Genomic DNA, 22,833 nt, shown 5'->3' with positions numbered 1-22,833 from the left:
ACAGGGATGCGAAATGATGCAGTCGGATCCGGCCCGAGGGCCGCATCCACGGCCCCCCATCCCCTGTTCGCCCCGTGCTCCGCCTCGAACGCATCGGCAAGATCTATCCCACGGGGGAGGTGCTCCGGGATGTCACCTGGGAGGTGAAGCCGGGCGACCGCATCGGCCTGGTGGGGGTGAACGGCGCCGGCAAGTCGACCCAGCTCAAGATCATCGCCGGGCTGGAGGAACCCAGCAGCGGCCAGGTGGTGAAGCAGGGCGAGCCGCGCATCGCCTACCTGCAGCAGGAATTCGACGTGGATCCCCGCCGCACGGTGCGGGAGGAGCTGTTCCAGGCCTTCGGTGAGGCGGCCGAGGTGCTGGAGCGCCAGCATGCGGTGGAGCTGGCCATGGCCAGCGAGAAGGCGGCCAGTGACCCGGACCACCTCGATGCGCTGATCCACGAACTGGGTCGTCTGCACAGCCGCTTCGAAGCCCTGCACGGCTACGAGCTCGATGCCCGCATCGACAAGCTGCTCCCCACGATCGGCTTCACGGCCGAGGGCGCTGAGCAGCGGGTGGGCGACTACTCCGGTGGCTGGCAGATGCGCATCGCCCTGGGCAAGATCCTCCTGCAGCAACCGGATCTGCTGCTGCTGGACGAACCCACCAACCACCTGGATGTGGAGACCATCCAGTGGCTTGAGGGCTACCTGATCGAGCAGAGCGCCGCCCAGGTGGTGATCAGCCACGACCGCACCTTCCTGGATCGGGTCTGCACCCAGATCGTGGAAACCGAGCGCGGCGTCTCCCGCACCTATCTGGGCAACTACAGCCAGCACCTGGAGCAGAAGGCGCTGGAGCGGGAAGCCACCCAGGCCGCCTACGAGCGCCAGCAGAAGGAACTCTCCGCCCAGCAGGCCTACATCGACCGGTTCCGGGCGAGCGCCACCCGCTCCACCCAGGCCAAGAGCCGCGAGAAGCTGCTGGAGAAGGTGGAACGGGTGGAGGCCCCGATCGAGGGGGTGAGCGGCCCCCGGTTCCGCTTCCCGGAAGCTCCGCGCTCGGGGCGGCTGGTGGCCGAGATCGCCGACCTCACCCACAGCTACGGCGAGCAGATTCTCTTCCTGGGGGCCAGTCTTGAGGTGGAGCGGGGCGATCGCATCGCCTTCGTGGGCCCCAACGGCGCCGGCAAATCCACCCTGCTGCGGCTGGTGATGGGCATGGAGCAGCCCCAGGAGGGGCGGGCCGGCCTGGGGGAGCACAACGTGGTGGCGGGCTACTTCGAGCAGAACCAGGCCGAGGCCCTCGACCTCTCCAAGACGGTGATCGACACGATCTTCGAAGCCGTGCCGGACTGGACCCAGACCCAGGTGCGCTCGCTGCTGGGCAGCTTCTGCTTCTCGAACGAGAGCGTGTTCAAGGAGGCCGGCAAGCTCTCCGGCGGCGAGAAGGCGCGGCTGGCCCTGGCCCTGATGCTGCTGAAGCCCTGCAACCTGCTGGTGCTGGATGAGCCCACCAACCACCTGGACATCCCGGCCAAGCAGATGCTGGAGGACGCCCTGATCGCCTACGAGGGCGCCGCGCTGCTGGTGAGCCACGACCGCTACTTCATCTCCCGCGTGGCGAACCGCATCGTCGAACTGCGGGACGGCGAACTGGTGCTCTACCGGGGCGACTACGCCTACTACCTCGACAAGAAGCAGGAGGAAGCCGAGCTGGCCAGGCAGAAGGCGGAAGCCGAGGCCCGGGCAGCGAAAACGGCCGCCAACCGCGAGAAGCAGCGCGCCCGGGAGGCGGCCCGCAAGGCCAAGGCGGCCTGAGGGATGCGCCCCGGAGAACAGCAAATCCGCACAACATCCCGCCCCTGTCGCAAAGGCTACGAGCGGAACTGAAACAGTTTGTAGCTTTGCGGTGGTCCATCGCCCCATTGCGACGTCCGCCATGTCTGAACCACTCGCCCTCTCCCTCGGTCAGCAATTCGAGATCGAGCGGATGAGCCGTGCCATTGACGACACGGCCGACCTTCAGGCCCTGCAGGGCATCGCCAAGCAGCTCCTCCAGGCCTGGCACAGCCAGAAAGCCGCCACCCAGTGGGTCATGCGTCAGCAGCTCAGCGCCCCCTCCCAGTTCAGCGCCGGGCTCTCCCAGCCCTGGAGCCAGGACGCGTGAGCCCCGCCGACCCGGGCGGGTCCGTCAGGCTCCGCCCATCTGAACGGGCACCAGGGTCACGTTCAGCAGCTGCCCCCGGCGGTTGATGCTGAGGGTGAGGTTCCCTCCCACACCGGCCCGCTCGACGGCGGCCACCACTTCCGAAGGCTGGGTAATGGTCTGGCCCTGTGCGGCCACCACCACATCCCCCTGCATCAGACCAGCCCGTTCCGCCGGTCCGTTGGACATCACGGACGCCACGCGCACCCCCCGGCTCAGCCCCGTTCCATCACCAGGGCGCACCAGATCGAGGCCGATCCCGATCATCGGATGGCTCACCTTGCCGGAGATCAGCAGCTGACGGGCGATCTCCCGTGCCCGGTTGATGGGGATCGCGAAGCCCAGCCCCGCCCCCGGCCCCTGGCGCACCAGGGTGTTGATGCCGATCACCTCGCCATCGGCATTGAGGAGAGGACCGCCTGAATTTCCCGGATTGATGGCCGCATCGGTCTGGATCAGATCCAATCGCTTGTCGGTGATGCCGAGCTTGGCGGCGTTGCGGTTGAGGTTGCTGATGATCCCCATCGTCACGGTGTTGTCGAGTCCGTAGGGATTGCCGACGGCGATGGCCCACTCCCCCACTTCCAGGACGTCGGAATCACCGAGGGGAGCCACCGGCCATGGGCCCCTGCCTTCCAGGCGCACCACGGCCATGTCGGTGAGGCGGTCCAGGCCCACCACGGTGCCCTCGTGGCGCCGGCCGTCCTGGAGCCCCACGGTCACCTTGTCGGTCCTCTCCACCACATGGGCATTGGTGAGGATCAGGCCATCGGCATGGAAGATCACCCCGCTGCCCTGGCCCCGTTCCGTGCGCTGCGAGGGAGGGGCGACCCGCTGCTGGGGCAGGCCGAAGAACTGCCGGAAGATCGGGTCGTTGAGCAGGGAGCTGGAGGCTCCGCCACGGGAGCCCGGCACCAGCACGGTGCGTTCGGTGTCGATCGTGACCACCGCCGGGCCGGCCCGGCGCACCGCTGCGGCCACGAAGGACTGGCGGCTGAGGGCCGCCCCCAGCGCCCCCGATGACTGGGCCGCGCCGGCGGCGGGAAGCTGGACCCAGCCGGGCATGGCCAGCAGGGAGACAATGGTCAGGGGCAGGGCTCGGACAGAACGCATGGGCTGAACAGCCATGGCATCAATTCACCGTAAGCAGAACGCCTGGGGGAGAGCCGAACAGGCGCACCAGCCTGCACAGCGCCACATCCGTCCCTAGGGTAAGCAAAGATTTGTATCGAGTCATGGACACCAGCCGCCTGTTATTGGCGTTTCTCGCCTTCGGAGCTGCCTGCGCCACCCTGTGGGCCTGGATGCTCGCCAACGCCGGCGCCAGTTCGAGCCGGTCCGGGCGATGATGGGTGGTGTGGTACGGCCGAGTCCAACTGCGGCAGGAGCCCCGGCATGAACGCCATCCTCTCCCAGCTTTTCCCGATCCTTTACGGCGCCTGCTTCCTGGTGCTGCTCTGGCAGGCCTTCCGGGTGATGGGCCAGGGCTTCACGGCCATGCCCCGTGTCGGTGAGCCGAGTGGCTCGGGGGATTCCCGCCGCGCCGGTGCGTCCGGCAAGGTCGAGGCCCAGGACCGCACGGGGCGGCTCACCATCCACCCCGAACTGCTCGACGCCGAAGGACAGCTCACCAGCGAAGACCTGCTCACGGTGCGATTCAGCGGCGACAACGAGCGTCCCACCTACCCCGGAGACCCCGTCTGAGGGGCGGAGCTGGCGCTGGCCTCCTGCGTTCCCTCTGCTGAATAGGCTCTCTGGTGAGCACGTGATTTCAGGGAGGGCGAGCATTGGATCAACGCACGCGCATCGTGGCCGCAATACTGCGCAACCTCAAGCTGCCGCCCCGGTTCCGTCTCAAGCTCGTCAAGGACGATCCGATCCGGCTTGAGCTCAGCCTCACCCCCGCCTACGGCAAGGAGCCTGTGCTGGTGGGCTTGGTGGAATCCCAGGATCTGGTGGCCCGTCGGGACCGTGAGGGCCGCATCCCCAGGGACCTGCAGGGCACCTGGGATTGGACCGTGCGTCACGGCAAGGTGAGCACCGGTGGCTGGAACCCTTACCTCAAGGAGGCCCTGCAGACGATGTTCGAAACCGGCCTGCCCGCGATCGTCTACGAGGAACTCACCGGTGAGGCTTACCACCCCGTGGATGGGGCCCGGCATGTGCGCTGAGCGCTCCGCCCCAGCCCCCGTCGAAGCCGGGCTTCCATTGCTCTGAGATGCAGCGGCTGCCGATCGACAGCCTGCTGGAGCGGATCCGAGCGGTGCTGCGGCAGCCCGCGGCCACCCTGCTGCTCCAGGCCCCGCCCGGCGCCGGCAAGACCACGCGCGTTCCTGGTGCCGCCCTGGCCGCTTTGGAGGGGGCTTCCGAGGACGCCGGGCGCGTGTGGATGGTGGAACCGAGGCGGCTGGCGGCCCGCTCCGCCGCCGAGCGGCTGGCCCAGGAACGCCAGGAGCCCGTGGGCCAGGGGGTGGGCTACAGCGTGCGACTCGAGCGGCGTGTCAGCGCTGCCACCCGGATCGAGGTGCTCACGGGTGGACTCTTCCTGCGGCGCCTCCAGCAGGATCCGGCCCTCACCGGGGTGGGCTGCCTGATCCTGGATGAGTTCCACGAGCGGCGGGCCGACACCGATCTGGCACTCGCCCTGGTGCGCCAGGCCCGGGAGCTGCTCACGCCGGAGCTGCGGCTGGTGGTGATGTCGGCGACCCTGGAGCTGGACGCCCTGGCCGCCCAGCTCCCCGAGGCCACGGTGCTGCGCAGCGAGGGGCGCAGCCATCCGGTGACGGTGGCGCACCTGCCACCCCGGCCTGACGAGCGCTTGGAGCAGCAGGTGGTGCGGGCCCTGGAGGCCCACTGGCTCGGAGATGGGGACCCGCAGGGCACCTGCCTGGTGTTTCTGCCGGGCCAGCGGGAGATCCAGAGCTGCGGCCGGGCGATCGGTGCCACACCCTGGGCTGAGGCGATCGACTGGGTGGGGCTGCACGGCAACCTGCCCCTGGCCAAGCAGAGCGAGGCGATCGCCCCCGCCCGAGCCGGGAAGGGGAAGCTGGTGCTGGCCACGTCCATCGCCGAGAGCTCGCTCACCATCGCCGGAGTGCACCTGGTGATCGATGCGGGACTGAGCCGCCGCAACCGCTTTGATCCTGTGAGCGGCATGGACGCTCTGGTGACGGTGCCGGCCAGCCTGGCCAGTGCCGAGCAGCGGGCCGGACGGGCCGGTCGACTGGGACCGGGGGCCTGCGTGCGGCTCTGGTCGCCGGCAGACCAGCGGCGACGCCCTGCCCACGACCCCGCGGAACTGCAGGAGGCCGACCCGCTGCCGCTGGCCCTGCAACTGGCCTGGTGGGGCGATCCCTGCGGCGAACAGCTCTCCTGGCTGGACCCACCCCGCCGCGCGGCCCTGGCCGAGGCGAGGCAGCTGCTGCGGCAGCTCGACGCCCTGGATGGGGAGGGCCGGCTGACCAGCCACGGCCGCCGTCTGGCGGATCTGGGCCTGCCACCTCGCCTCGGCCACATGCTGCTGGTGGCCGAACGCTGGGGGGCTGAGCACCTGGCCAGTGAACTGGCCGTGCTGCTGAGCGAGCGGGATCCCCTGGAGCGGGCGGAAGCCGGCAGCGACCTGCTGGCCAGGCTCGACTGGCTGCGGCGGCAGTCCCCGGGGCACCCGCTGCGGCGCCTCCAGAGCCAGTGGCTGCAGCGCAGCGGCGGCCAGACCCGGGGCCAGGCCCTGGCCGGCGAGCCTGCCTGGACCGCCCGCCTGGTGGCCGCCGCCTACCCGGAACGGGTCGCGCTGGCCCGTCAGGACGGGCGGGGCCGTTATCTGATGCGCCAGGGTCGCGGCGCGGTGCTGCGTCCAGAGGATCCCCTGCAGGGGGCCGAGGCCCTGGCCATCGCCGCCGCCGACGGGGGCGAGCAGAACGCCCGCATCCACCTGGCGGTGCCGATGCCGCGGGAGCACCTGGCCGAGCTGGCTCAGGCGCAGGGATCGTGGCGGAGCGAGGCCCGCTGGGATCCGGCTACAGGCCGGGTGCGGTGTGAACAGCGGCTCCAGCTCGACGCCCTGGTGCTGGAGCGGCGCCCCTGGCCCGACGCCGACGGTCCCCTCGTGGTGAAGGCGCTGCTGGAGGGACTGCGGCTGAAGGGGCTCGAGGTCCTGCCCTGGACGGCGGCGACCCGCCAGCTGCGGCACCGCCTCCAGATCGCCCATCGTCATCTCGGTCCACCCTGGCCCGACTGTGGCGAGGAGCACCTCACCGCTGAGCTGGAGACCTGGCTGGGACCCCAGCTCGAAGGTTGCCGCAGCCTGGAGGACCTGCGCGGGCTCGACCTCAGCGAAGCCCTCTGGCAGGGCCTGGACTGGAGCGTGCGCCCGCAGCTGGAGAGGCTGCTGCCCGAGCGCCTGTCGGTGCCCAGCGGCCGCATGGTGCGCATCGACTACGGCTCGGGCGAGCCGGTGCTGGCCGTGAAGCTGCAGGAGCTGTTCGGTGCGGCGCACGGACCGGCCGTGCTGGACGGAAGGCTGCCCGTGACGCTGCATCTGCTGACCCCGGCGGGCCGTCCGGCGGCCATCACCCAGGACCTGGCCGGCTTCTGGGCTGGCGGCTACCGGGAGGTGCGCCGCGAACTGCGGGGTCGCTACCCCAAACATCCCTGGCCGGAGGATGCCGCCAACGCCATCCCCACCGCTCTGACCAAAGCGCGGCTGGCCGCCCGGGGATCCGGTCAACCAGCCCGCTGAACCGCCAGGCGCCCTGGGGAAGACGGGGGCCCACCCCGACGCACCCGGGCCGCTTCCGTCAGACTGAGTCCCATTCAGATCTGGGAACGCACGCCATGGCACGCGGTCTGGCCAGCAGGCGATTCTTCCCCTCCAACCGGCGCGATGGCTCCCGGCTGCTCAGCAGCGCCCTGGTGATCTGCGGCGCCGGCCTCGTGCGCGTCGATCACCCCGCCGGCCAGGTGGTGGCGGTGCTGGCCGGCCTGGTGAGCCTCTACTGGTGGATCTGCTACCGGCAGCTGCAGGGCTGAGCCGATGGTCTCGATCCCGGGGTCCGCTGCCGTCACTGCCGCAAGCCCAGCCTCCCCATCCGGGGCCCACAGCCTGCCCCGCTACAGCGTCAGCAGCCTGAATGCGGCCCTGGGCAGCCTGATGGAGCGGGGCTTCGCGCCGCGCTTCCTGCTGGATGCCACGGTGAGCCGCCCCCAGCTCAAGAAAGGCCACCTGTGGATGACGCTGGTGGATGAACAGGCCTCGATCTCGGCAGTGGTCTGGGCCTCCCAGCGGCAGAAGCTCTCCATGGAACCTGCCGAGGGCGATGGGGTGGTGGTGGTGGGCAAGCTCAACTTCTGGGCCGCCCGGGCCTCCCTCTGCGTGCAGGTGCTGGACCTGCGGCCGAGCCTCAGCAGCGTGATGCGCCGCTTCGAGCAGGTCTACGGCCAACTGGCTGCCGAGGGGCTGTTTGAACCGAGCCGCAAGCGGGCCCTGCCCCACGCCCCACAGCGGATCGCCCTGCTCACCAGCGCCCCCAGCTCGGCCCTGGCGGACATGCTGCGCACGGCGGCGGAGCGTTGGCCCAGCACCAGGGTGCTGGTGGTGCCGATCCCGGTGCAGGGTGCCGTGGAGGCTCAGATCTGCGCCACCCTGCAGCGGCTTTACGGCCGCTGCCACGCCGAGGGCATCGAGGCCCTGGTGCTGGCCAGGGGCGGTGGCAGCCGCGAAGACCTTGCCGTCTTCGATGGCGCCACGCTGGGCCGCGTCCTGGCCCAGGCACCGGTGCCCGTGGTGAGCGGCATCGGCCATGAAGACGACACCACCATCGCCGACCTGGTGGCGGACTACCGGGCGGCGACGCCCACCGCCGCCTTGGTGGCCCTGCTGCCCGAGCGCCAGGCCGTGCGCCATGGCCTGCAGCAGCTCCGCCGGCACCTGGTGCAGCTGGTGGCGCTGCGCCTCCACGGCGAACGGCAGCAGCTGGGCCGTTTTCAGGAGAGGCTGCAGCAGCTGAGGCCCCGGGATCTGCTGCAACAGCGGCGCCAGAGCCTCGAGCAGGCCAGGGCACTGCTGCGGGCCCTCTCTCCGGAGCAGGTGCTGCAGCGCGGCTTCGCCCTGATCCGCTCGCCGGATGGCCAGGTGGTGCGCTCCGTGGCGGCACTGAAGCCAGAGGAGCCGGTGCAGCTCGTGCTGGCCGATGGGCAGGCGGATGCCCTGGTGCGCGAGATTCACCCGGGCGCGCCCCTCCCCGCAGCAGAGACCTGACCATGGCGGACAGCACCAGCGACGACGGCGATCGCCCACGGCCCAGGGCACGCAGAAGTTCGGGGAAGGCCGCCGCGCACAAGGACAGTGTCCAGGCCAGGCGCACGGCTGCGGGGCTCAGCTACAACGAAGCACGCAGCGCCCTGGACCTGATCCTTGCCGAACTGCAGAGCAGCACGCTGAATGTGGAGGAGATGGCGGCCCTGCACCGGCGGGCCCAGGCCTACGCCCAGCGCTGCGAGCAGATCCTGGACGAGGTGGAGCAGGAGATTCTGATCTGGGATCCCAGCGCTGATGCCGACACCGATCCCGTGCCTGACACCCCATGAGCCCCACCGACTCCCCTGCACCCAACGTCCAGCCGCCCACCCCCTGGCTGCGCTGGGTCTACCTGGCACTGGCGATTGCCGGAGCCGTGCTGCCCTGGCTGGCCAATCTGGACTACATGCAGGAGACCGGCGGCAATTTCGATGTGGCGCAGTTCATCCAGCTGGCCAACGCCAACCCGGCCGCGGCGTCCCTGTCCCGCGACCTGGCGATCGGGGCCACGGCGGTGTTGATCTGGATCGTGCAGGAAGCCAGGCGGCTGCAGATGCGTGGGCTGCCCTGGGTGCTGCTGATCTGCGTCACGGTGGCCTTCGCCAGTGGCGCCCCGCTTTTTCTCTACCTGCGGGAACGGCGGCTGGAGGAACTGGCGCGCTCACCAGCAAGCTGATCCCCTGACCAGACGGGGGAGGGCTCCGGCATGGCTCAGCCTTCCTCGTCCATCGCCTGGGACGACACCACCTCCACGTCGATGGTGGCCGAGGCGGCGTCGCGTCCCTCGCCTCCCGAGGGGCCATCTCCGCGGCCGAAGACCTGGTGGGTTGCCTCACCCGTCCCATCCGAGCCGCCGGCAAGATCGGTGCCGCAGGCCGGGCAGGTCTCGGAGCCGGCACTCATGAAGCCGCAGGCCGGGCAGACCCGCAGCCGCCGGCGCAGGATCTGCCAGGCCACCAGGCCGAGGCCCCCCAGCAGCAACGGCAGCAGCAGCAAGGTGAGGGTGATGCCGCCAACCACATCCAGCAGCACCCGCCCCGCGGGAGACGGTGCCAGCAGCAGCAACCCCAGAAGGGCGAGCCACACCCATGGGATCTGCCTCGGCATGGCGAAGGGGTTGCATCGGGAGGTGGGCAGACCCGCGGGTCTGGGCCTCCATCCTGGCCCCACGGCGGGCTGGGATGCTCAGGGCGTGGGATCGGCGTGGGATCGGGGCGGGCGCGACAGCACCACGCTGAGGCACTGGGAGTAGTAGATGAGCACCCCGATCATCCACACCCATAACCCGAACACCAGCACCCCACCCACCAGGCCATAGGCCTGGAACCGCACCCCCAGCAGAACCAGCACGCGTCCCAGCAGCAGGTTCAGCAGCGTGAAGGCACCGGCCAGGAAGGCCGCGCCCGGCAGCAGATGCCGCAGCGAAACCCGACGCGAGGGGAGCATCCAGAGGAGCAGCAGGGCGGCGAGGAGGCTGAAGCCGAGGGTGGTGAGCAGATCCAGGCCGGAATTGAAGGGCCGGCCGAGGTCCACGACCCGCGGGAAGATTCTGGGGAGCACTTCCCCGACCGTCGGGGCGCCCGGCAGTCGCCAGCTCGTGGCCAGCCGATCCAGCACGATCACGAGCGCCATCAGCGCCATCAGAGCGAGGGCCTTGAGCCTCAGGCGGCAGTAGCGGAGCACCACCTGGTGCCAGGGCAAACCGTCGAGGCCGAAGGGCCGGTTCCACCACAGCCGGTCGGCACCCCGCTGCAGGGTGAGGTAGGCATTGCTGGCCGTGAGCACAAGCACGAGCACACCCAGCAGGCCTGCGCCCACGCCCTGCCGCAGGAAGGCGTTGAGTCCTGTCGTGACGGCAGGCATGGCGGAGCCTGGCAGCACCTGCCGCGCTCCGCTGAGCACACGATCGAGCAGCCCCTCGTCCTGACCGAGCACCCTGGCGGCCAGGGAGAGGGCGATCAGCACGATCGGAAACACCGACTGCATGGCGTGGTAGGCGAACGCCGCGCTCAGATCCACGCAGTCGTGCCGAAACCACAGCTTCAGCGCCCGGAGGAACACCCGCAGGGGGCGCCACGGCCGACGCGATCGAGCCTGCGCATGGTCTGCCTCGTGCACGTTCATCTCCTGATCCCCTGATTCCGCCCAACCCATGGTCACAAAAAAAGCCACCCGCAGGTGGCTGTCATCGCTGCCCGTACCGATGACCTGGCGCGGACCCTGAGACGGACCGTGATGGCGGCCACACCCGTGGTCCTTCCATCACTGATCCATCACCGAGCAGCCATGCCATCGGCGCACAACCACGCCGTGGTCGTGAAGTGGCCGAGAAAAAGAGTTTTACCTGGCATCGACCTATTTTCTCAGGGGGCTACCCCCCAAATATCGTCGGCGCTGCAGCGTTTCACAACCGAGTTCGAGATGGATCGGTGTGGTTCCACTGCGCCATGGACACCAGGATAGTCGTTCTCTCAGATCGTCACTCAGCAGGTCGTCACTCAGATTGAATCCTGAGCGTGAACCCTGGGCGTGAACCCTGAGAACTGCATAGGTTAGATCCTGATCCCATCCCCAACCCCTCATCCCTTTCAGGTCATACCTTTCAGGAATCAGATTCGGTTCTGTGATCAGCATCCTCTGGATTTCAAGCAATCAAGAGCTCGAGTTGATGGTCAAGCCCTCGGTCTATTAGTACTCCTCCGCTTCACACATTACTGCGCTTCCACGTAGAGCCTATCAACGGGTGTTCTTCCCGTGACCTTACTGGCTAACGCCATGGGAATACTCATCTTGAGGTGGGCTTCCCACTTAGATGCTTTCAGCGGTTATCCACTCCGCACATGGCTACCCAGCGTTTACCGTTGGCACGATAACTGGCACACCAGAGGTGCGTTCCTCCCGGTCCTCTCGTACTAGGGAGAAATCCTCTCAATATTCCTGCGCGTGCACCGGATATGGACCGAACTGTCTCACGACGTTCTGAACCCAGCTCGCGTACCGCTTTAATGGGCGAACAGCCCAACCCTTGGGACCGACTTCAGCCCCAGGTTGCGATGAGCCGACATCGAGGTGCCAAACCTCCCCGTCGATGTGAACTCTTGGGGGAGATCAGCCTGTTATCCCTAGAGTAACTTTTATCCGTTGAGCGACGGCCCTTCCACACAGAACCGTCGGATCACTAAAGCCGAGTTTCCTCCCTGTTCGACTTGTAGGTCTCACAGTCAAGCCTGCTTCTGCTTTTACACTCGTCGGCTGATTTCCAACCAGCCTGAGCAGACCTTTGCGCGCCTCCGTTACCTTTTAGGAGGCGACCGCCCCAGTCAAACTGCCCACCTGATACTGTCCAGCACCCGGATAACGGGTTGCTGTTAGAACTCTAGCTCGGAAAGAGTGGTATCTCACCAGTGGCTCACCATCACCCACAAGCAATGGATCAAAGCCTCCCACCTATCCTGCGCATTCCGAGCCCGAGCACAATACCAAGCTACAGTAAAGCTTCATAGGGTCTTTCTGTCCGGGTGCACGTAGTCCGCATCTTCACAGACAATTCTATTTCGCCGAGCCTCTCTCCGAGACAGCGCCCAGATCGTTACGCCTTTCGTGCGGGTCGGAACTTACCCGACAAGGAATTTCGCTACCTTAGGACCGTTATAGTTACGGCCGCCGTTCACCGGGGCTTCAGTCGCTAGCTTCGCTTGCGCTGACCAGCTTCCTTAACCTTCCGGCACTGGGCAGGCGTCAGCCCCCATACATCGTCTTGCGACTTAGCGGAGACCTGTGTTTTTGGTAAACAGTCGCCTGGGCCTCTTCACTGCGACCACCTCGCGGTGGCACCCCTTCTCCCGAAGTTACGGGGCCATTTTGCCGAGTTCCTTAGAGAGAGTTACCTCGCGCCCCTCGGTATTCTCTACCACCCCACCTGTGTCGGTTTCGGGTACAGGCCATCATGCCTTAACGGGTATAGGGCTTTTCTTGGAAGCTTGACATCACCAACTTCGCGGCCGTAGCCGCTCGCACTCACGCCTCAGCTCAAGCTGTTTTCGCCAGCTCTCAACGCCTCGAACGCTTGGACCAGTAACCAACGTCTGGCTTGGCTAGCCTTCTCCGTCCCCCTTCCCAAAACATGACAGGTACAGGAATGTTGACCTGTTGTCCATCGACTACGCCTTTCGGCCTCGCCTTAGGTCCTGACTAACCCTCCGCGGACGAGCCTGCCGGAGGAACCCTTAGGGTTTCGGGGCATGGGATTCTCACCCATGTTTTCGCTACTCAAGCCGACATTCTCACTTCCATGCAGTCCACGCCCGCTTACGCTAACGCTTCACCCCACATGGAACGCTCCCCTACCATTTGAATGTTCCTAAGAACAATTAAATCCGCAGCTTCGGTACAATGCTTAGCCCCGTTCATTTTCGGCGCAGGATCGCTCGACCAGTGAGCTATTACGCACTCCTTTGAGGATGGCTGCTTCTAGGCAAACCTCCTGGTTGTCTGGGCAATCCCACCTCCTTTATCACTCAGCATTGATTTGGGGACCTTAGCTGGCGGTCTGGGCTGTTTCCCTTTCGACCATGGAGCTTATCCCCCACAGTCTGACTGCCTCGCTACACACAGGGTATTCAGAGTTCGTCTCGATTTGGTACCGCTCTCGCAGCCCGCACCGAAACGGTGGCTTTACCCCCCTGCTGGAGCACGAGACGCTACGCCTCAACGTATTTCGGGGAGAACCAGCTAGCTCCGGGTTCGATTGGCATTTCACCCCTAACCACAGCTCATCCGCTGATTTTTCAACATCAGTCGGTTCGGACCTCCACTTGGTATCACCCAAGCTTCATCCTGGCCATGGTTAGATCACCCGGGTTCGGGTCTATAAACACTGACGTTCGCCCTATTCAGACTCGCTTTCGCTATGGCTCCACCATTCCCGGTTTAACCTGCCAGTGCCTATAAGTCGCCGGCTCATTCTTCAACAGGCACACGGTCACCCGATCAGTCGGGCTCCCATTGCTTGTAAGCTCACGGTTTCATGTTCTATTTCACTCCCCTCCCGGGGTTCTTTTCACCTTTCCCTCGCGGTACTGTTGCGCTATCGGTCACACAGGAGTACTTAGCCTTACGAGGTGGTCCTCGCGGATTCACACGGAATTTCACGTGCTCCGTGCTACTCGGGATCCAGCTAGCTCAGTTCGATTTTCGGTTACGGGGCTTTCACCCTCTGTGGCGCGCCATTCAAACGCTTCTCCTAATCTCCCTGATGCACGTTGCTGTCCCACAACCCCGATGCTCGAAAGCATCGGTTTAGGCTTGTCCCCGTTCGCTCGCCGCTACTGAGGGAGTCGTTTTTACTTTCCTTTCCTCCAGCTACTAAGATGTTTCAGTTCGCTGGGTTGGCTCGCACCGCCCTATGGATTCAGGCGGCCGTTCTAGGGGTTGCCCCATTCGGAAATTCCCGGATCAAAGCGTGTTTCCAGCTCCCCGAGACTTATCGCAGGTAACCACGTCCTTCATCGCCTCTGTGTGCCAAGGTATCCACCGTGAGCCCTTTGTAGCTTGACCATATAAACTCCCAGTGCTTCAGGTTGTTGAGACCTATTCTCTCAGCATTCCCCTCTCACGCTCCGTCAACACCCTCAGCCACCCGGATCGGATCACCGGATTGGATCACCGGATCGGATGGCCTTGGCCGCTGCCTTCACGCAGTCCTTGAATGCTGGATCAGACTCTCCCCTCCTCGGCGGAAGGCAAAGAACACTGAAAGCTCTCGGCTCTTGTCTCCATAGAATTGCTGATTCCCAGACGCTCTTGACTTTGGCGTAACACCAAGGCCTCCAACGCCGGAAATCAAGCCTCCATGAGATGCTTTCTTTCCAGACTCACCTATGCAGTTGTCAAGGTTCTGCTGGCTCCTCCCGATCCACGTCCGTTGCTCACGTCCGTTGACCAGGTGAATCCAGCATCAGCTCAGCCGTGATCCCTTGCTGGAATCAGGAATGAGCGGAGGCTAGATTCCTCAGCCGTCCCGCGTCGTCCTCACGACGTCGCGACACCTCACCGTCTCTTGGTCACCCTCCCTCCTCTCGCTTCCTGGCGATCGGGGTCCTTGGCGCTGATCTCAAGCTCACAGCAACCCAACCGGGCTGCTCCTCGCTCGCCATCACGCCCTGCGTCAGTGGAGGTTAGCGGACTCGAACCGCTGACATCCTGCTTGCAAAGCAGGCGCTCTACCAACTGAGCTAAACCCCCAGCTAGCAAGTCCTGCCTGCTTAGCAGGCGGCGAATGGGCCATCCTGGACTTGAACCAGGGACCTCACCCTTATCAGGGGTGCGCTCTAACCACCTGAGCTAATGGCCCAGGAAGTGATCTCCCTCCTCGCTTCTCCCTTGCGGGATCCACAGCTCGGGAGCTCGTGGGGTGACCTAGACAACGTTTAGGAACTGAAAAAGATCGCACAGCCTCCCTGGTTCCATCCCCGCTCAGCCCCATCCTTGCGGATTGGGCTGCTCAGCTCTGGCTCCAGCTTGCCGTGCCTCTCCTTGAGGTACCGATCGACCTTCGAGATGACAGGACCGTGGCCTGAGATCAAAAATGCTCAGACATCACGATCAGTTGTGTCTCCCTGTTAGGAGGTGATCCAGCCGCACCTTCCGGTACGGCTACCTTGTTACGACTTCACCCCAGTCATCAGCCCCACCTTCGGCGTCCTCCTCCACAAGGGTTGGAGTAACGACTTCGGGCGTGGCCAACTTCCATGGTGTGACGGGCGGTGTGTACAAGGCCCGGGAACGTATTCACCGCAGTATGCTGACCTGCGATTACTAGCGATTCCTCCTTCACGTAGGCGAGTTGCAGCCTACGATCTGAACTGAGCCACGGTTTATGGGATTTGCTAGCTCTCGCGAGTTTGCTGCCCTTTGTCCGTAGCATTGTAGTACGTGTGTAGCCCAGGATGTAAGGGGCATGATGACTTGACGTCATCCACACCTTCCTCCGGTTTATCACCGGCGGTCTCTCTAGAGTGCCCAACTCAATGCTGGCAACTAAAGACGTGGGTTGCGCTCGTTGCGGGACTTAACCCAACATCTCACGACACGAGCTGACGACAGCCATGCACCACCTGTCTCTGCGCTCCCGAAGGCACTCCCAAGTTTCCAAGGGATTCGCAGGATGTCAAACCCTGGTAAGGTTCTTCGCGTTGCATCGAATTAAACCACATACTCCACCGCTTGTGCGGGCCCCCGTCAATTCCTTTGAGTTTCACACTTGCGTGCGTACTCCCCAGGCGGAACACTTAACGCGTTGGCTACGACACCGAGGGGGTCGATTCCCCCGACACCTAGTGTTCATCGTTTACGGCCAGGACTACAGGGGTATCTAATCCCTTTCGCTCCCCTGGCTTTCGTCCATGAGCGTCAGTTATGGCCCAGCAGAGCGCCTTCGCCACTGGTGTTCTTCCCGATATCTACGCATTTCACCGCTACACCGGGAATTCCCTCTGCCCCTACCACACTCTAGCCTTCTAGTTTCCATTGCTGAAATGGAGTTAAGCTCCACGCTTTAACAACAGACTTTCAAGGCCGCCTGCGGACGCTTTACGCCCAATAATTCCGGATAACGCTTGCCACTCCCGTATTACCGCGGCTGCTGGCACGGAATTAGCCGTGGCTTATTCCTCAAGTACCGTCAGATCTTCTTCCTTGAGAAAAGAGGTTTACAGCCCAGAGGCCTTCATCCCTCACGCGGCGTTGCTCCGTCAGGCTTTCGCCCATTGCGGAAAATTCCCCACTGCTGCCTCCCGTAGGAGTCTGGGCCGTGTCTCAGTCCCAGTGTGGCTGATCATCCTCTCAGACCAGCTACTGATCGATGCCTTGGTAGGCTCTTACCCCACCAACTAGCTAATCAGACGCGAGCTCATCCCAAGGCGAATACTCGTTTCACCTCTCGGCATATGGGGTATTAGCGGCCGTTTCCAGCCGTTATCCCCCTCCTTGGGGCAGATTCTCACGCGTTACTCACCCGTCCGCCACTCACCCGAAGGTGCGTTCGACTTGCATGTGTTAAGCACGCCGCCAGCGTTCATCCTGAGCCAGGATCAAACTCTCCGTTGTAGTCCGGTCCTCTCGAACCAGCAAAATTCCTTCCGCTGGCCCTCAACTCGGCTTGCTCACTCCCAAACTCAGCGCTGCCACACTCCAATAAGCATCGCAACACCGCTTCAGTCGTGGCCCCATTGTCTTCACAATGGTTTCAAAGAGTGCACGACCCACCAGCCGATCAACACGCAACCTGAAAAATTCTCATCCTCAAGTCCCGTCCTCATCCTCTGGCGTCCCGTGACTTTCCCAGATCTCAGATCCGGTTCGCTTCCGGCTCCAACAGACTCTTTCCATGCACAAGCGCTCCGTGATAAAGCTCTCGTCCACTCGCCTGTCAGCGCCAGTCGCTGTGTTCTTTTGACGGGACCTCACACCCCCACTGCTCGTTCGTCATCCATCCCCTCAGATCTCTCCAGCACCCACACCGCCCTCTCAGGCAGCACGCACGCTCTCCAGACCCTCAAGAACCCATGACGCAGTGGAAGCGTCAGTTCCTAAACGTTTCGGTTGTCCAGGTTCCTCCACCTCCACCCCAGTTACCCGGAGCTCTCGGTGGACGCCGCCTTCTCAGGCGACCCAGAAAACTTACATCACCGGCAGCTCACAGCCTCGCGGCCTTCGCTCCCTCCGTAAGCCCTGCTAACCCCCTTCAGGGGCGCAGTCCAAAAGCGTAGCACCTGCTCAGCCTGGGGGAACCACCAGCTCCTGATTGCCCAGCTCCAGCAGGGCTTCCCCCCAGGGCATGAAGCGGGCCAGGGTCTGCTCGCGATCCGCCGCCAGCACCGGGTAGTCGGCCGTGGCCTGGTCACTGCCGGGCACCAGCTGATCCGGACTGCGCTGCAGCCAGCGCAGCGGGCAGTGCAGTTCGGTGAGCACCAGCCAGGCGGCCGCCAGATCCCAGATCTTGGGCGTGGCCTCAAGCGCCGCCACCGTCTGCCCCATGGCCACACTCACCAGGTTGAGGCTGGCCACCCCGAGGAGTCGGATCTTGCCCGGAAAGCGCTGGTGAGGCAGCTTCTGCAACACACCGATCGAGCGGCTGCAGAGGGAGGCACAGCCCGCCGGATGGCTCTGGAGGGAAGGAGGTGAGAGGACCTTGCCGTTGCGCCAGGCCCCCGCTCCGCGCACCGCCACGATCCGCTGGCGCAGCGGTGGCACGTCCAGAACGGCCAGCACGGGACGTCCTGCCTCGAAACGGGCCAGGGAAATGGCCCAGTAGGGGATGCCCGCCGCGAAGTTGGTGGTGCCATCGAGGGGATCCACCACCCAGTAGGCCTCGGTGAGAGGAACGCGCTTGTCGCCTTCCTCGCTCAGCACCCCTTCCCCGGGATAGAGCTCTGCCAGTCCCTGAACCAGGGTGCTGTCACTCCAGCGATCGCAGGCGGTGATCAGGCTGCCATCGGCCTTGACATCGGAGACGGCGTGGCCGAAGTCAGCCCGCTGACGCTCCGCCACCCGATCGAGCAAGGCCGCCAGGCCTGGATCCAGGGCAGAGCGCGTGGGGGTTGTGGTCATCCAATCTCGAGGGCCAGGACCTTGCTGAGACTTCTGCCCGTATCCTCCCTGAACTGGCGCAGATTGACGCGGCTCAGCACCGTCAGGGCCACCAGAGCCACCAGCGCTTCCACCCCCAGCACGAGGGCGTAGGGGGGAAAAGCCCCGGCCGGGATGGGAAGCAGTGCCTGCAGCCAGCGACCCAGATCGAGGAGGCCGCCTCCGATCACCTTGCCGAGGGCCCGGGACATGGCCTGGGCCAGACCCCAGACGCCCACGAAGGTGCCCGCGGCTTCGGGCAGGGTGAGATCCAGCATCAGCACCAGCGCGCTGTTGGTGCCGATGCCGGCCGCCAGCCCGAAGAGCACCATGACGACCCGCAACAGGGGGACCTGGGCCACGAGCCCACTCAGCAGCAGCAGCAGCAGGCTGGCCAGAATGAGTTGACAGCCGAGCCGGGCCGTGGCGAGCTTGCCGAGCCGGGGCACGATCCAGAGGCCGGCCAGGAGCAGCCCGGCCAGGGTGCCGATGCCCCACAGGGCATTCAGGGAGGCCGTGGCGGCGATCGGCATGCCGAAGACGTCGGCGCCGTAGCTCTCGAGGATCGGATCCTGCAGGAACAGGGCCAGGGTGAAGAGCACCAGAAAGAGGAAAAACACCAGCACCTGAGGGCTGGATGTCACCAGGGCCCAGGACTGGCGCAGGGTGATGGCATCGTCTCTCCCGCTGGACTGGCTCCTCGATCGGCTCAGCTGGCGCCGGTGGGCCGGTTGCTCCATGCCCAGGGTGGCCACCAGCGTGAGCAGCAGCACCACGGCCGCCACCCGCAGCATGAACGCGAACAGGGCCGGCTCCAGCAGGGCCGGATCCCGCACCCCATCGAGGCTGCGCAGGCCGATGGCGATGCTGATGGCCCCCACCACGATCCCCACCGTGAGCAGGCACCAGATGATGCCCACCGCCCTGGGACGCTCCTGCTCCGTGGTGCGGTCGATCACCAGCGCCAGGTAAGGCGTGGAGGCCAGCGAGATCGCCAGGCCATAGGCCGCGAACAGTCCGCACAGGGCCAGCACGCCACCGGCCAGGCGGGTGGGGTCTCCCGCCTGGAGCAGACGCGCCACCTGGAAGATCAGGGGGATGGAGAGCACCGCCAGGCCGCAGAAGCCCAGGCTGCCCAGCCAGATGTAGGGCACCCGGTGGCGGCCCGCCAGCGGATAGCCATCCGACACCTGTCCCACCAGCACCCGGGCCGGGGCCACGAACTGCTCAAAGGCGAGGGCTCCCCCCACCCACAGCGCGGGAAACTGCAGCTCGCTGATCATCACCCGGTTGAGCATGCCGGCGAAGATCACCGCCAGGCAGCCCAGACAGCCCTGGAACAGTCCGAGGCGCAGGGTGCCGGCCAGCCCCAGGCCTGCACCGGCACCACGGGGCAGGGCATCCGCGGGGGACACCGATCAGACCGGGCCCGGGATGGAGGCCTGACAGGCCGGCAGCAGCGGGGTGGGCTCGACGGGGATGTCGGCGGCGAGCTCAGGCCTGATGGGGGAAAGGCTCTGGGCGGGGCAGGTGGTGATCTGATCGAGGCCCGTGGTGCGACGCAGCTCGGCCAGGTTGACGTTGTACTCGGTGATGGCATCCGCGTAGCGCACCTCCGCCTGGGTGAGATCGCGCTGGTTGTCGACCACCTCCCGCTGTGTGGTCACGCCGGCCTGGAAGCGGAGGCGGGCCAGGCGCAGGGATTCCCGCGCCGAAATCACCTCCCTGGCCGTGGTGGTGATGTTGCGGTTGTTCTTGTCGAGGTTGTAGAAGCTCTGCTCCACCTCCTGGCGGATCGCATCGCGGCGTTCGGCGAAGCGGAACGTGTTCTCCTGGGCCAGCTGACGGTTCTGACGCGCATTGGCCGCAGCGGCTCCGCCATCAAAGAGGCGCCAGCGGAGGCTGAGGCCCACGCTCGTGTCATAGGCGCCGCCCGACGAGGCGATGAAGTCGCCAGACCCCTGGTCGCCGTCAAAGAAGGTGGTGTCGAAACCGGCAAAGATGCTCAGGAAGGGCTGGGCTGCCCCGAGGGCCACATTGGCCTGGCTGTTCGCGATCGAAATGTCCAGCAGAACCTGGTCCAGCTCTTCACGGAAGGCATAGGCCGCCACGATGCTTTCCTGCAGCGAGGGCTGCCACACCCCCAGCACCCGGGAGGGGTCGGCGGCGGTGGGGGTGACGTTCTGGGGCAGATCCAGCAAGGCGGCGAGGGCCCGGCGGGCGATCGACTGCTCCGCCAGGGCGGTGGTGAGAAGCTGCTGGTCGCGGGCGAGCTGGGTTTCGGCCTCGAGCACTTCGAGCCGGGTGGCGACTCCAGCCTGGAAACGGGCGCGGGAATCCCGCAGGCTCACCAGGGAGGCCCGCACGGACTGCTGGCCGATCCTCACTTGATCGTCGCGCTGCTGGAGCACGAAGTAGGCCTGAGCGGACTGCAGGCGGAGCTCCCGCAGCGCGATCACGTATTGATACTTGGCCTTTTCGAAGGTGTCCCGGGCCGCGGCGATGCTCGGGTTGCGCTGGGGATTGATCAGATCCCATTCGGCACGCACACCCAGGGCGGCCGTCCACTGATCCTCGTTGCTCACCTCATTGGACCGGGTGCGGAGGTTCTGCCAGCGACGGCCGGTGTTGTAGGTGGGGAGGGCGTTGGCCTGCAGGTCCAGGGTGGGGTACCAGCGGGCGATCTCGGCGCGGAGGTTGCTCTGGGCCTGGTCCACCTGGCTGGCGATGGCCTTGAGATTCGGGTTGTTCACCTCGGCCAGGTTCTCCACCTGGGACAGGCTCAGGGGACGCAGTTCTTCGATCACCACCTGCTCAGGCTTCGTGGGCAGGGCGAGGGAATCGGGGGCGGGCAGGTCCTCAACGGAGGGTTGCAGTTCGGTGGCGGCCGGCGTCACCAGCTCGGGATTCACCCGGGGTCGGGTGCCCTTGACATCCGGGGCGTAGGGCAGGGCCTGCTTCGGCTGCTCATCGGACGAAGCCTCCGCGGCCATGGCTTCGGAAGCCTCGGCAGGCATGGCTTCGGCATCCGAAGGCGCGGGATCGGCCTGGACCAGCTGGGTGTCGGAGGCTTCCTCCGTGCCGGTGAGCTCCACTTCCGTGCGCGTGGGCTCCGGTGGCGGCTGCGAGCCGGACCTGGCGGCCGTGAGCTCCGCAACCGCGGCTGAATCGGGGCCAGGACTGTCAGCACCCGCTTCGGCCCGGACCGGGTCTGCGAGAAGCGGCAGACCCAGAACGCCAAGAAGCGCGAGCCGGTAGGCGAGGTGAGCCACGCTGAGATCCCTAATGGATATGCGCGGAGTTTAAGGATCCTGCCCAGGATTGCCGAGGCAGAGGGTCACCAGATCGGCCGCACTCCGTAACAGTGCGATGGGGACAGGCAGGGCCGCCTCCAGCTGCTCCAGGGTCATGTCATCCAGAAAGACCGGCTCCCCCTGCCGCAGCATCACCGCCGGCAGCAGCAGAACCTCCCCCAGATCCCTGTCACGCAGGCCGTGGATCAGGTCAGAACCGGTGAGAAGCCCCGTGACCACATGCTCCTGCCCCCAGTAGGGACTCGGCAGGCCGTGGAGCACGAGCTCGAGGCCCTCCACGGCATTGAGGCGCTCCACCACCGGCTGCAGCGCTTCCGCCACCAGCCTCCCCACCACCCAGCTGCAGCGTCGGGGCCGATCCAGCCGCTCCGGCAGGGATGTGGTGGCCTGGTGCAGCTCCTCCAGGAAGGCCCGGATGCTGCCCACGCCGTTCTCCTGCTGGGGGAGGTCTTCGTACTGCCCCCGGGGCGGCAGAGGCAGCCCAGCCACCAGGTACCACTCATCGGAGAGCCAGGCGAAGCGGCTGCCCAGCTCGGTTCTGAACCGCTCCTGGAGCGCCTCCACCTGGGCCACGACCCGGCGGGCGCAGGCCCGGTCCACCGGCTGGAGGGCGTCGCCATCCGGACGGAAGCGGGTGAGGCCCACCGGCACCACGGCGGCGGAGAGCACGGCGGGCCATGGTCCGCCGGCGAAGCCGGCCAGATCGGTGAGGGTGCGCTCGAGGGCCGCGCCGTCATTGAGACCAGGACAGACCACCACCTGGGCATGGATCTGGAGATCGCGGGCATCGAACCAGCGCAGCTGCTCCAGCAGCTGACCAGCCCGTGGATTCACCAGCAGACGGCTGCGCAGCTCCGGATCGGTGGCATGCACCGACACGAACAGCGGCGAGAGCCGCTGGTCCTCGATCCGCTGCCAGTCGGCGGGTGTGAGGTTGGTGAGGGTGAGATAGGAGCCGTAGAGGAAGCTCAGCCGGTAGTCGTCGTCCTTGAGGTAGAGGCTGCGGCGCCGGCCCGGCGGCTGCTGATCGATGAAGCAGAAGGGACAGGCGTTGTTGCACTGGCGCAGACCATCGAACAGCGCCTCGGTGAAGGCCAGCCCCAGCCCCTCATCGAGATCCTTCTCCAGTTCCACGGTGTGGAGGCTGCCGCCGGGATCCTCCACCTCCAGCGCCAGGTCCTCCTCCCCCACGAGGAACTGGAGGTCGATGAGGTCGCGGGGGCGGCGGCCGTTGATGCTCAGCAGCCGGTCGCCCGGCTCGAAGCCCAGCTCGGCGCCGATGGACCCCGGCTCGACGCTGGCCACCACCGCCGGCTGGGGAAGGCGCGGGGGCTGGCCGTCAGCGGCGGCGAGGGCGATGCCGGCGGAGGGTTCCTTCCACATGGCCGCCGAGGTTCGGGGTTCCGC

General features: G+C 65.8%; 16 protein-coding genes, 2 tRNA genes and 3 rRNA genes. 9 read left to right on the top strand and 12 right to left on the bottom strand.

The features are described 5' to 3' along the window. Positions 1–74 precede the first annotated feature (74 nt). Positions 75–1,802 (top strand): ABC-F family ATP-binding cassette domain-containing protein, encoded by a 1,728-nt coding sequence (locus tag CPCC7001_RS11710; RefSeq protein WP_006909403.1) that lies wholly within the window; start codon positions 75–77, stop codon positions 1,800–1,802. Between the two features lie 121 nt (positions 1,803–1,923). Then, on the top strand, positions 1,924–2,151 hold the full coding sequence (locus CPCC7001_RS11705) for a hypothetical protein (RefSeq protein ID WP_006910276.1): 228 nt from the start codon (positions 1,924–1,926) through the stop codon (positions 2,149–2,151). A 24-nt stretch (positions 2,152–2,175) separates the two neighbouring features. Here CPCC7001_RS11705 and CPCC7001_RS11700 read toward each other — a convergent pair whose 3' ends face one another. Beyond that, positions 2,176–3,303 (bottom strand): trypsin-like peptidase domain-containing protein, encoded by a 1,128-nt coding sequence (locus CPCC7001_RS11700; RefSeq protein ID WP_043369035.1) that lies wholly within the window; start codon positions 3,301–3,303, stop codon positions 2,176–2,178. 282 nt (positions 3,304–3,585) lie between these two features. Between CPCC7001_RS11700 and CPCC7001_RS11695 the strand changes: the two genes are divergently transcribed. The 7 genes from CPCC7001_RS11695 (at position 3,586) to CPCC7001_RS11665 (ending at position 9,161) form a co-directional block, all read left to right on the top strand. Beyond that, the gene (locus CPCC7001_RS11695) at positions 3,586–3,894 is read left to right on the top strand and encodes a DUF2973 domain-containing protein (protein WP_006909133.1); all 309 of its coding nucleotides are present in this window, start codon (positions 3,586–3,588) and stop codon (positions 3,892–3,894) included. An 83-nt stretch (positions 3,895–3,977) separates the two neighbouring features. Then, positions 3,978–4,361, top strand: a complete 384-nt coding sequence (locus CPCC7001_RS11690; protein WP_006909300.1) for a hypothetical protein — start codon at positions 3,978–3,980, stop codon at positions 4,359–4,361. 47 nt (positions 4,362–4,408) lie between these two features. After that, positions 4,409–6,928 (top strand): ATP-dependent helicase HrpB, encoded by a 2,520-nt coding sequence (gene hrpB / locus CPCC7001_RS11685; protein ID WP_006909043.1) that lies wholly within the window; start codon positions 4,409–4,411, stop codon positions 6,926–6,928. 95 nt (positions 6,929–7,023) lie between these two features. Then, on the top strand, positions 7,024–7,218 hold the full coding sequence (locus CPCC7001_RS11680) for a hypothetical protein (RefSeq protein ID WP_006911479.1): 195 nt from the start codon (positions 7,024–7,026) through the stop codon (positions 7,216–7,218). Positions 7,219–7,222: 4 nt separating this feature from the next. Continuing rightward, complete coding sequence (gene xseA / locus CPCC7001_RS11675) at positions 7,223–8,446, top strand: exodeoxyribonuclease VII large subunit (RefSeq protein ID WP_006910698.1); 1,224 nt, start codon at positions 7,223–7,225, stop codon at positions 8,444–8,446. A 2-nt stretch (positions 8,447–8,448) separates the two neighbouring features. After that, positions 8,449–8,775: an exodeoxyribonuclease VII small subunit gene (gene xseB / locus CPCC7001_RS11670; protein WP_050757124.1), complete on the top strand. Its 327-nt coding sequence runs from the start codon at positions 8,449–8,451 to the stop codon at positions 8,773–8,775. Then, positions 8,772–9,161 carry a DUF2834 domain-containing protein gene (locus tag CPCC7001_RS11665; protein WP_006909807.1) on the top strand — a complete coding sequence of 130 codons (390 nt, stop codon included), beginning with the start codon at positions 8,772–8,774 and terminating at the stop codon, positions 9,159–9,161. Before xseB ends, CPCC7001_RS11665 begins: the two co-directional genes overlap by 4 nt. Before the next feature lie 35 nt (positions 9,162–9,196). Here the strand turns inward: CPCC7001_RS11665 and CPCC7001_RS11660 are convergent, their stop codons facing one another. From CPCC7001_RS11660 to CPCC7001_RS11610, 11 genes are all read right to left on the bottom strand, one after another. Further along, positions 9,197–9,592, bottom strand: coding sequence for a hypothetical protein (locus CPCC7001_RS11660; RefSeq protein WP_043369034.1), 396 nt, complete (start codon positions 9,590–9,592; stop codon positions 9,197–9,199). A 78-nt stretch (positions 9,593–9,670) separates the two neighbouring features. Continuing rightward, positions 9,671–10,504, bottom strand: coding sequence for a YhjD/YihY/BrkB family envelope integrity protein (locus CPCC7001_RS11655; protein ID WP_255347438.1), 834 nt, complete (start codon positions 10,502–10,504; stop codon positions 9,671–9,673). Positions 10,505–10,827: 323 nt separating this feature from the next. Next, positions 10,828–10,944: ribosomal RNA gene (rrf, locus tag CPCC7001_RS11650) — 5S ribosomal RNA — on the bottom strand. Positions 10,945–11,153: 209 nt separating this feature from the next. Continuing rightward, a 23S ribosomal RNA gene (locus CPCC7001_RS11645) occupies positions 11,154–14,041 on the bottom strand. Between the two features lie 614 nt (positions 14,042–14,655). Beyond that, positions 14,656–14,728 (bottom strand) — tRNA-Ala (locus tag CPCC7001_RS11640). 35 nt (positions 14,729–14,763) lie between these two features. Continuing rightward, positions 14,764–14,837 (bottom strand) — tRNA-Ile (locus CPCC7001_RS11635). Between the two features lie 268 nt (positions 14,838–15,105). After that, a 16S ribosomal RNA gene (locus CPCC7001_RS11630) occupies positions 15,106–16,591 on the bottom strand. Together the 16S, 23S and 5S rRNA genes with 2 tRNA genes alongside form the textbook arrangement of a ribosomal RNA operon. A 669-nt stretch (positions 16,592–17,260) precedes the next feature. Then, the gene (locus CPCC7001_RS11625; RefSeq protein WP_006909757.1) at positions 17,261–18,094 is read right to left on the bottom strand and encodes an inositol monophosphatase family protein; all 834 of its coding nucleotides are present in this window, start codon (positions 18,092–18,094) and stop codon (positions 17,261–17,263) included. Then, a complete protein-coding gene (locus CPCC7001_RS11620; protein ID WP_006911586.1) occupies positions 18,091–19,527 on the bottom strand; it encodes a BCD family MFS transporter in 1,437 nt (478 codons plus the stop codon). The genes CPCC7001_RS11625 and CPCC7001_RS11620 overlap by 4 nt, the downstream gene beginning before the upstream one ends. Before the next feature lie 3 nt (positions 19,528–19,530). Next, positions 19,531–21,384, bottom strand: a complete 1,854-nt coding sequence (locus CPCC7001_RS11615; RefSeq protein ID WP_006909444.1) for a TolC family protein — start codon at positions 21,382–21,384, stop codon at positions 19,531–19,533. A gap of 30 nt (positions 21,385–21,414) precedes the next feature. Continuing rightward, on the bottom strand, positions 21,415–22,809 hold the full coding sequence (locus CPCC7001_RS11610; protein ID WP_006911574.1) for a TIGR03279 family radical SAM protein: 1,395 nt from the start codon (positions 22,807–22,809) through the stop codon (positions 21,415–21,417). Positions 22,810–22,833 lie beyond the last annotated feature (24 nt).

This window comes from Cyanobium sp. PCC 7001 (assembly GCF_000155635.1).
Classification (GTDB): Bacteria; Cyanobacteriota; Cyanobacteriia; order PCC-6307; family Cyanobiaceae; genus NIES-981.
Note: the sequence above shows the minus strand (reverse complement) of the source record. Positions and strands in the feature narration are given on the sequence as shown.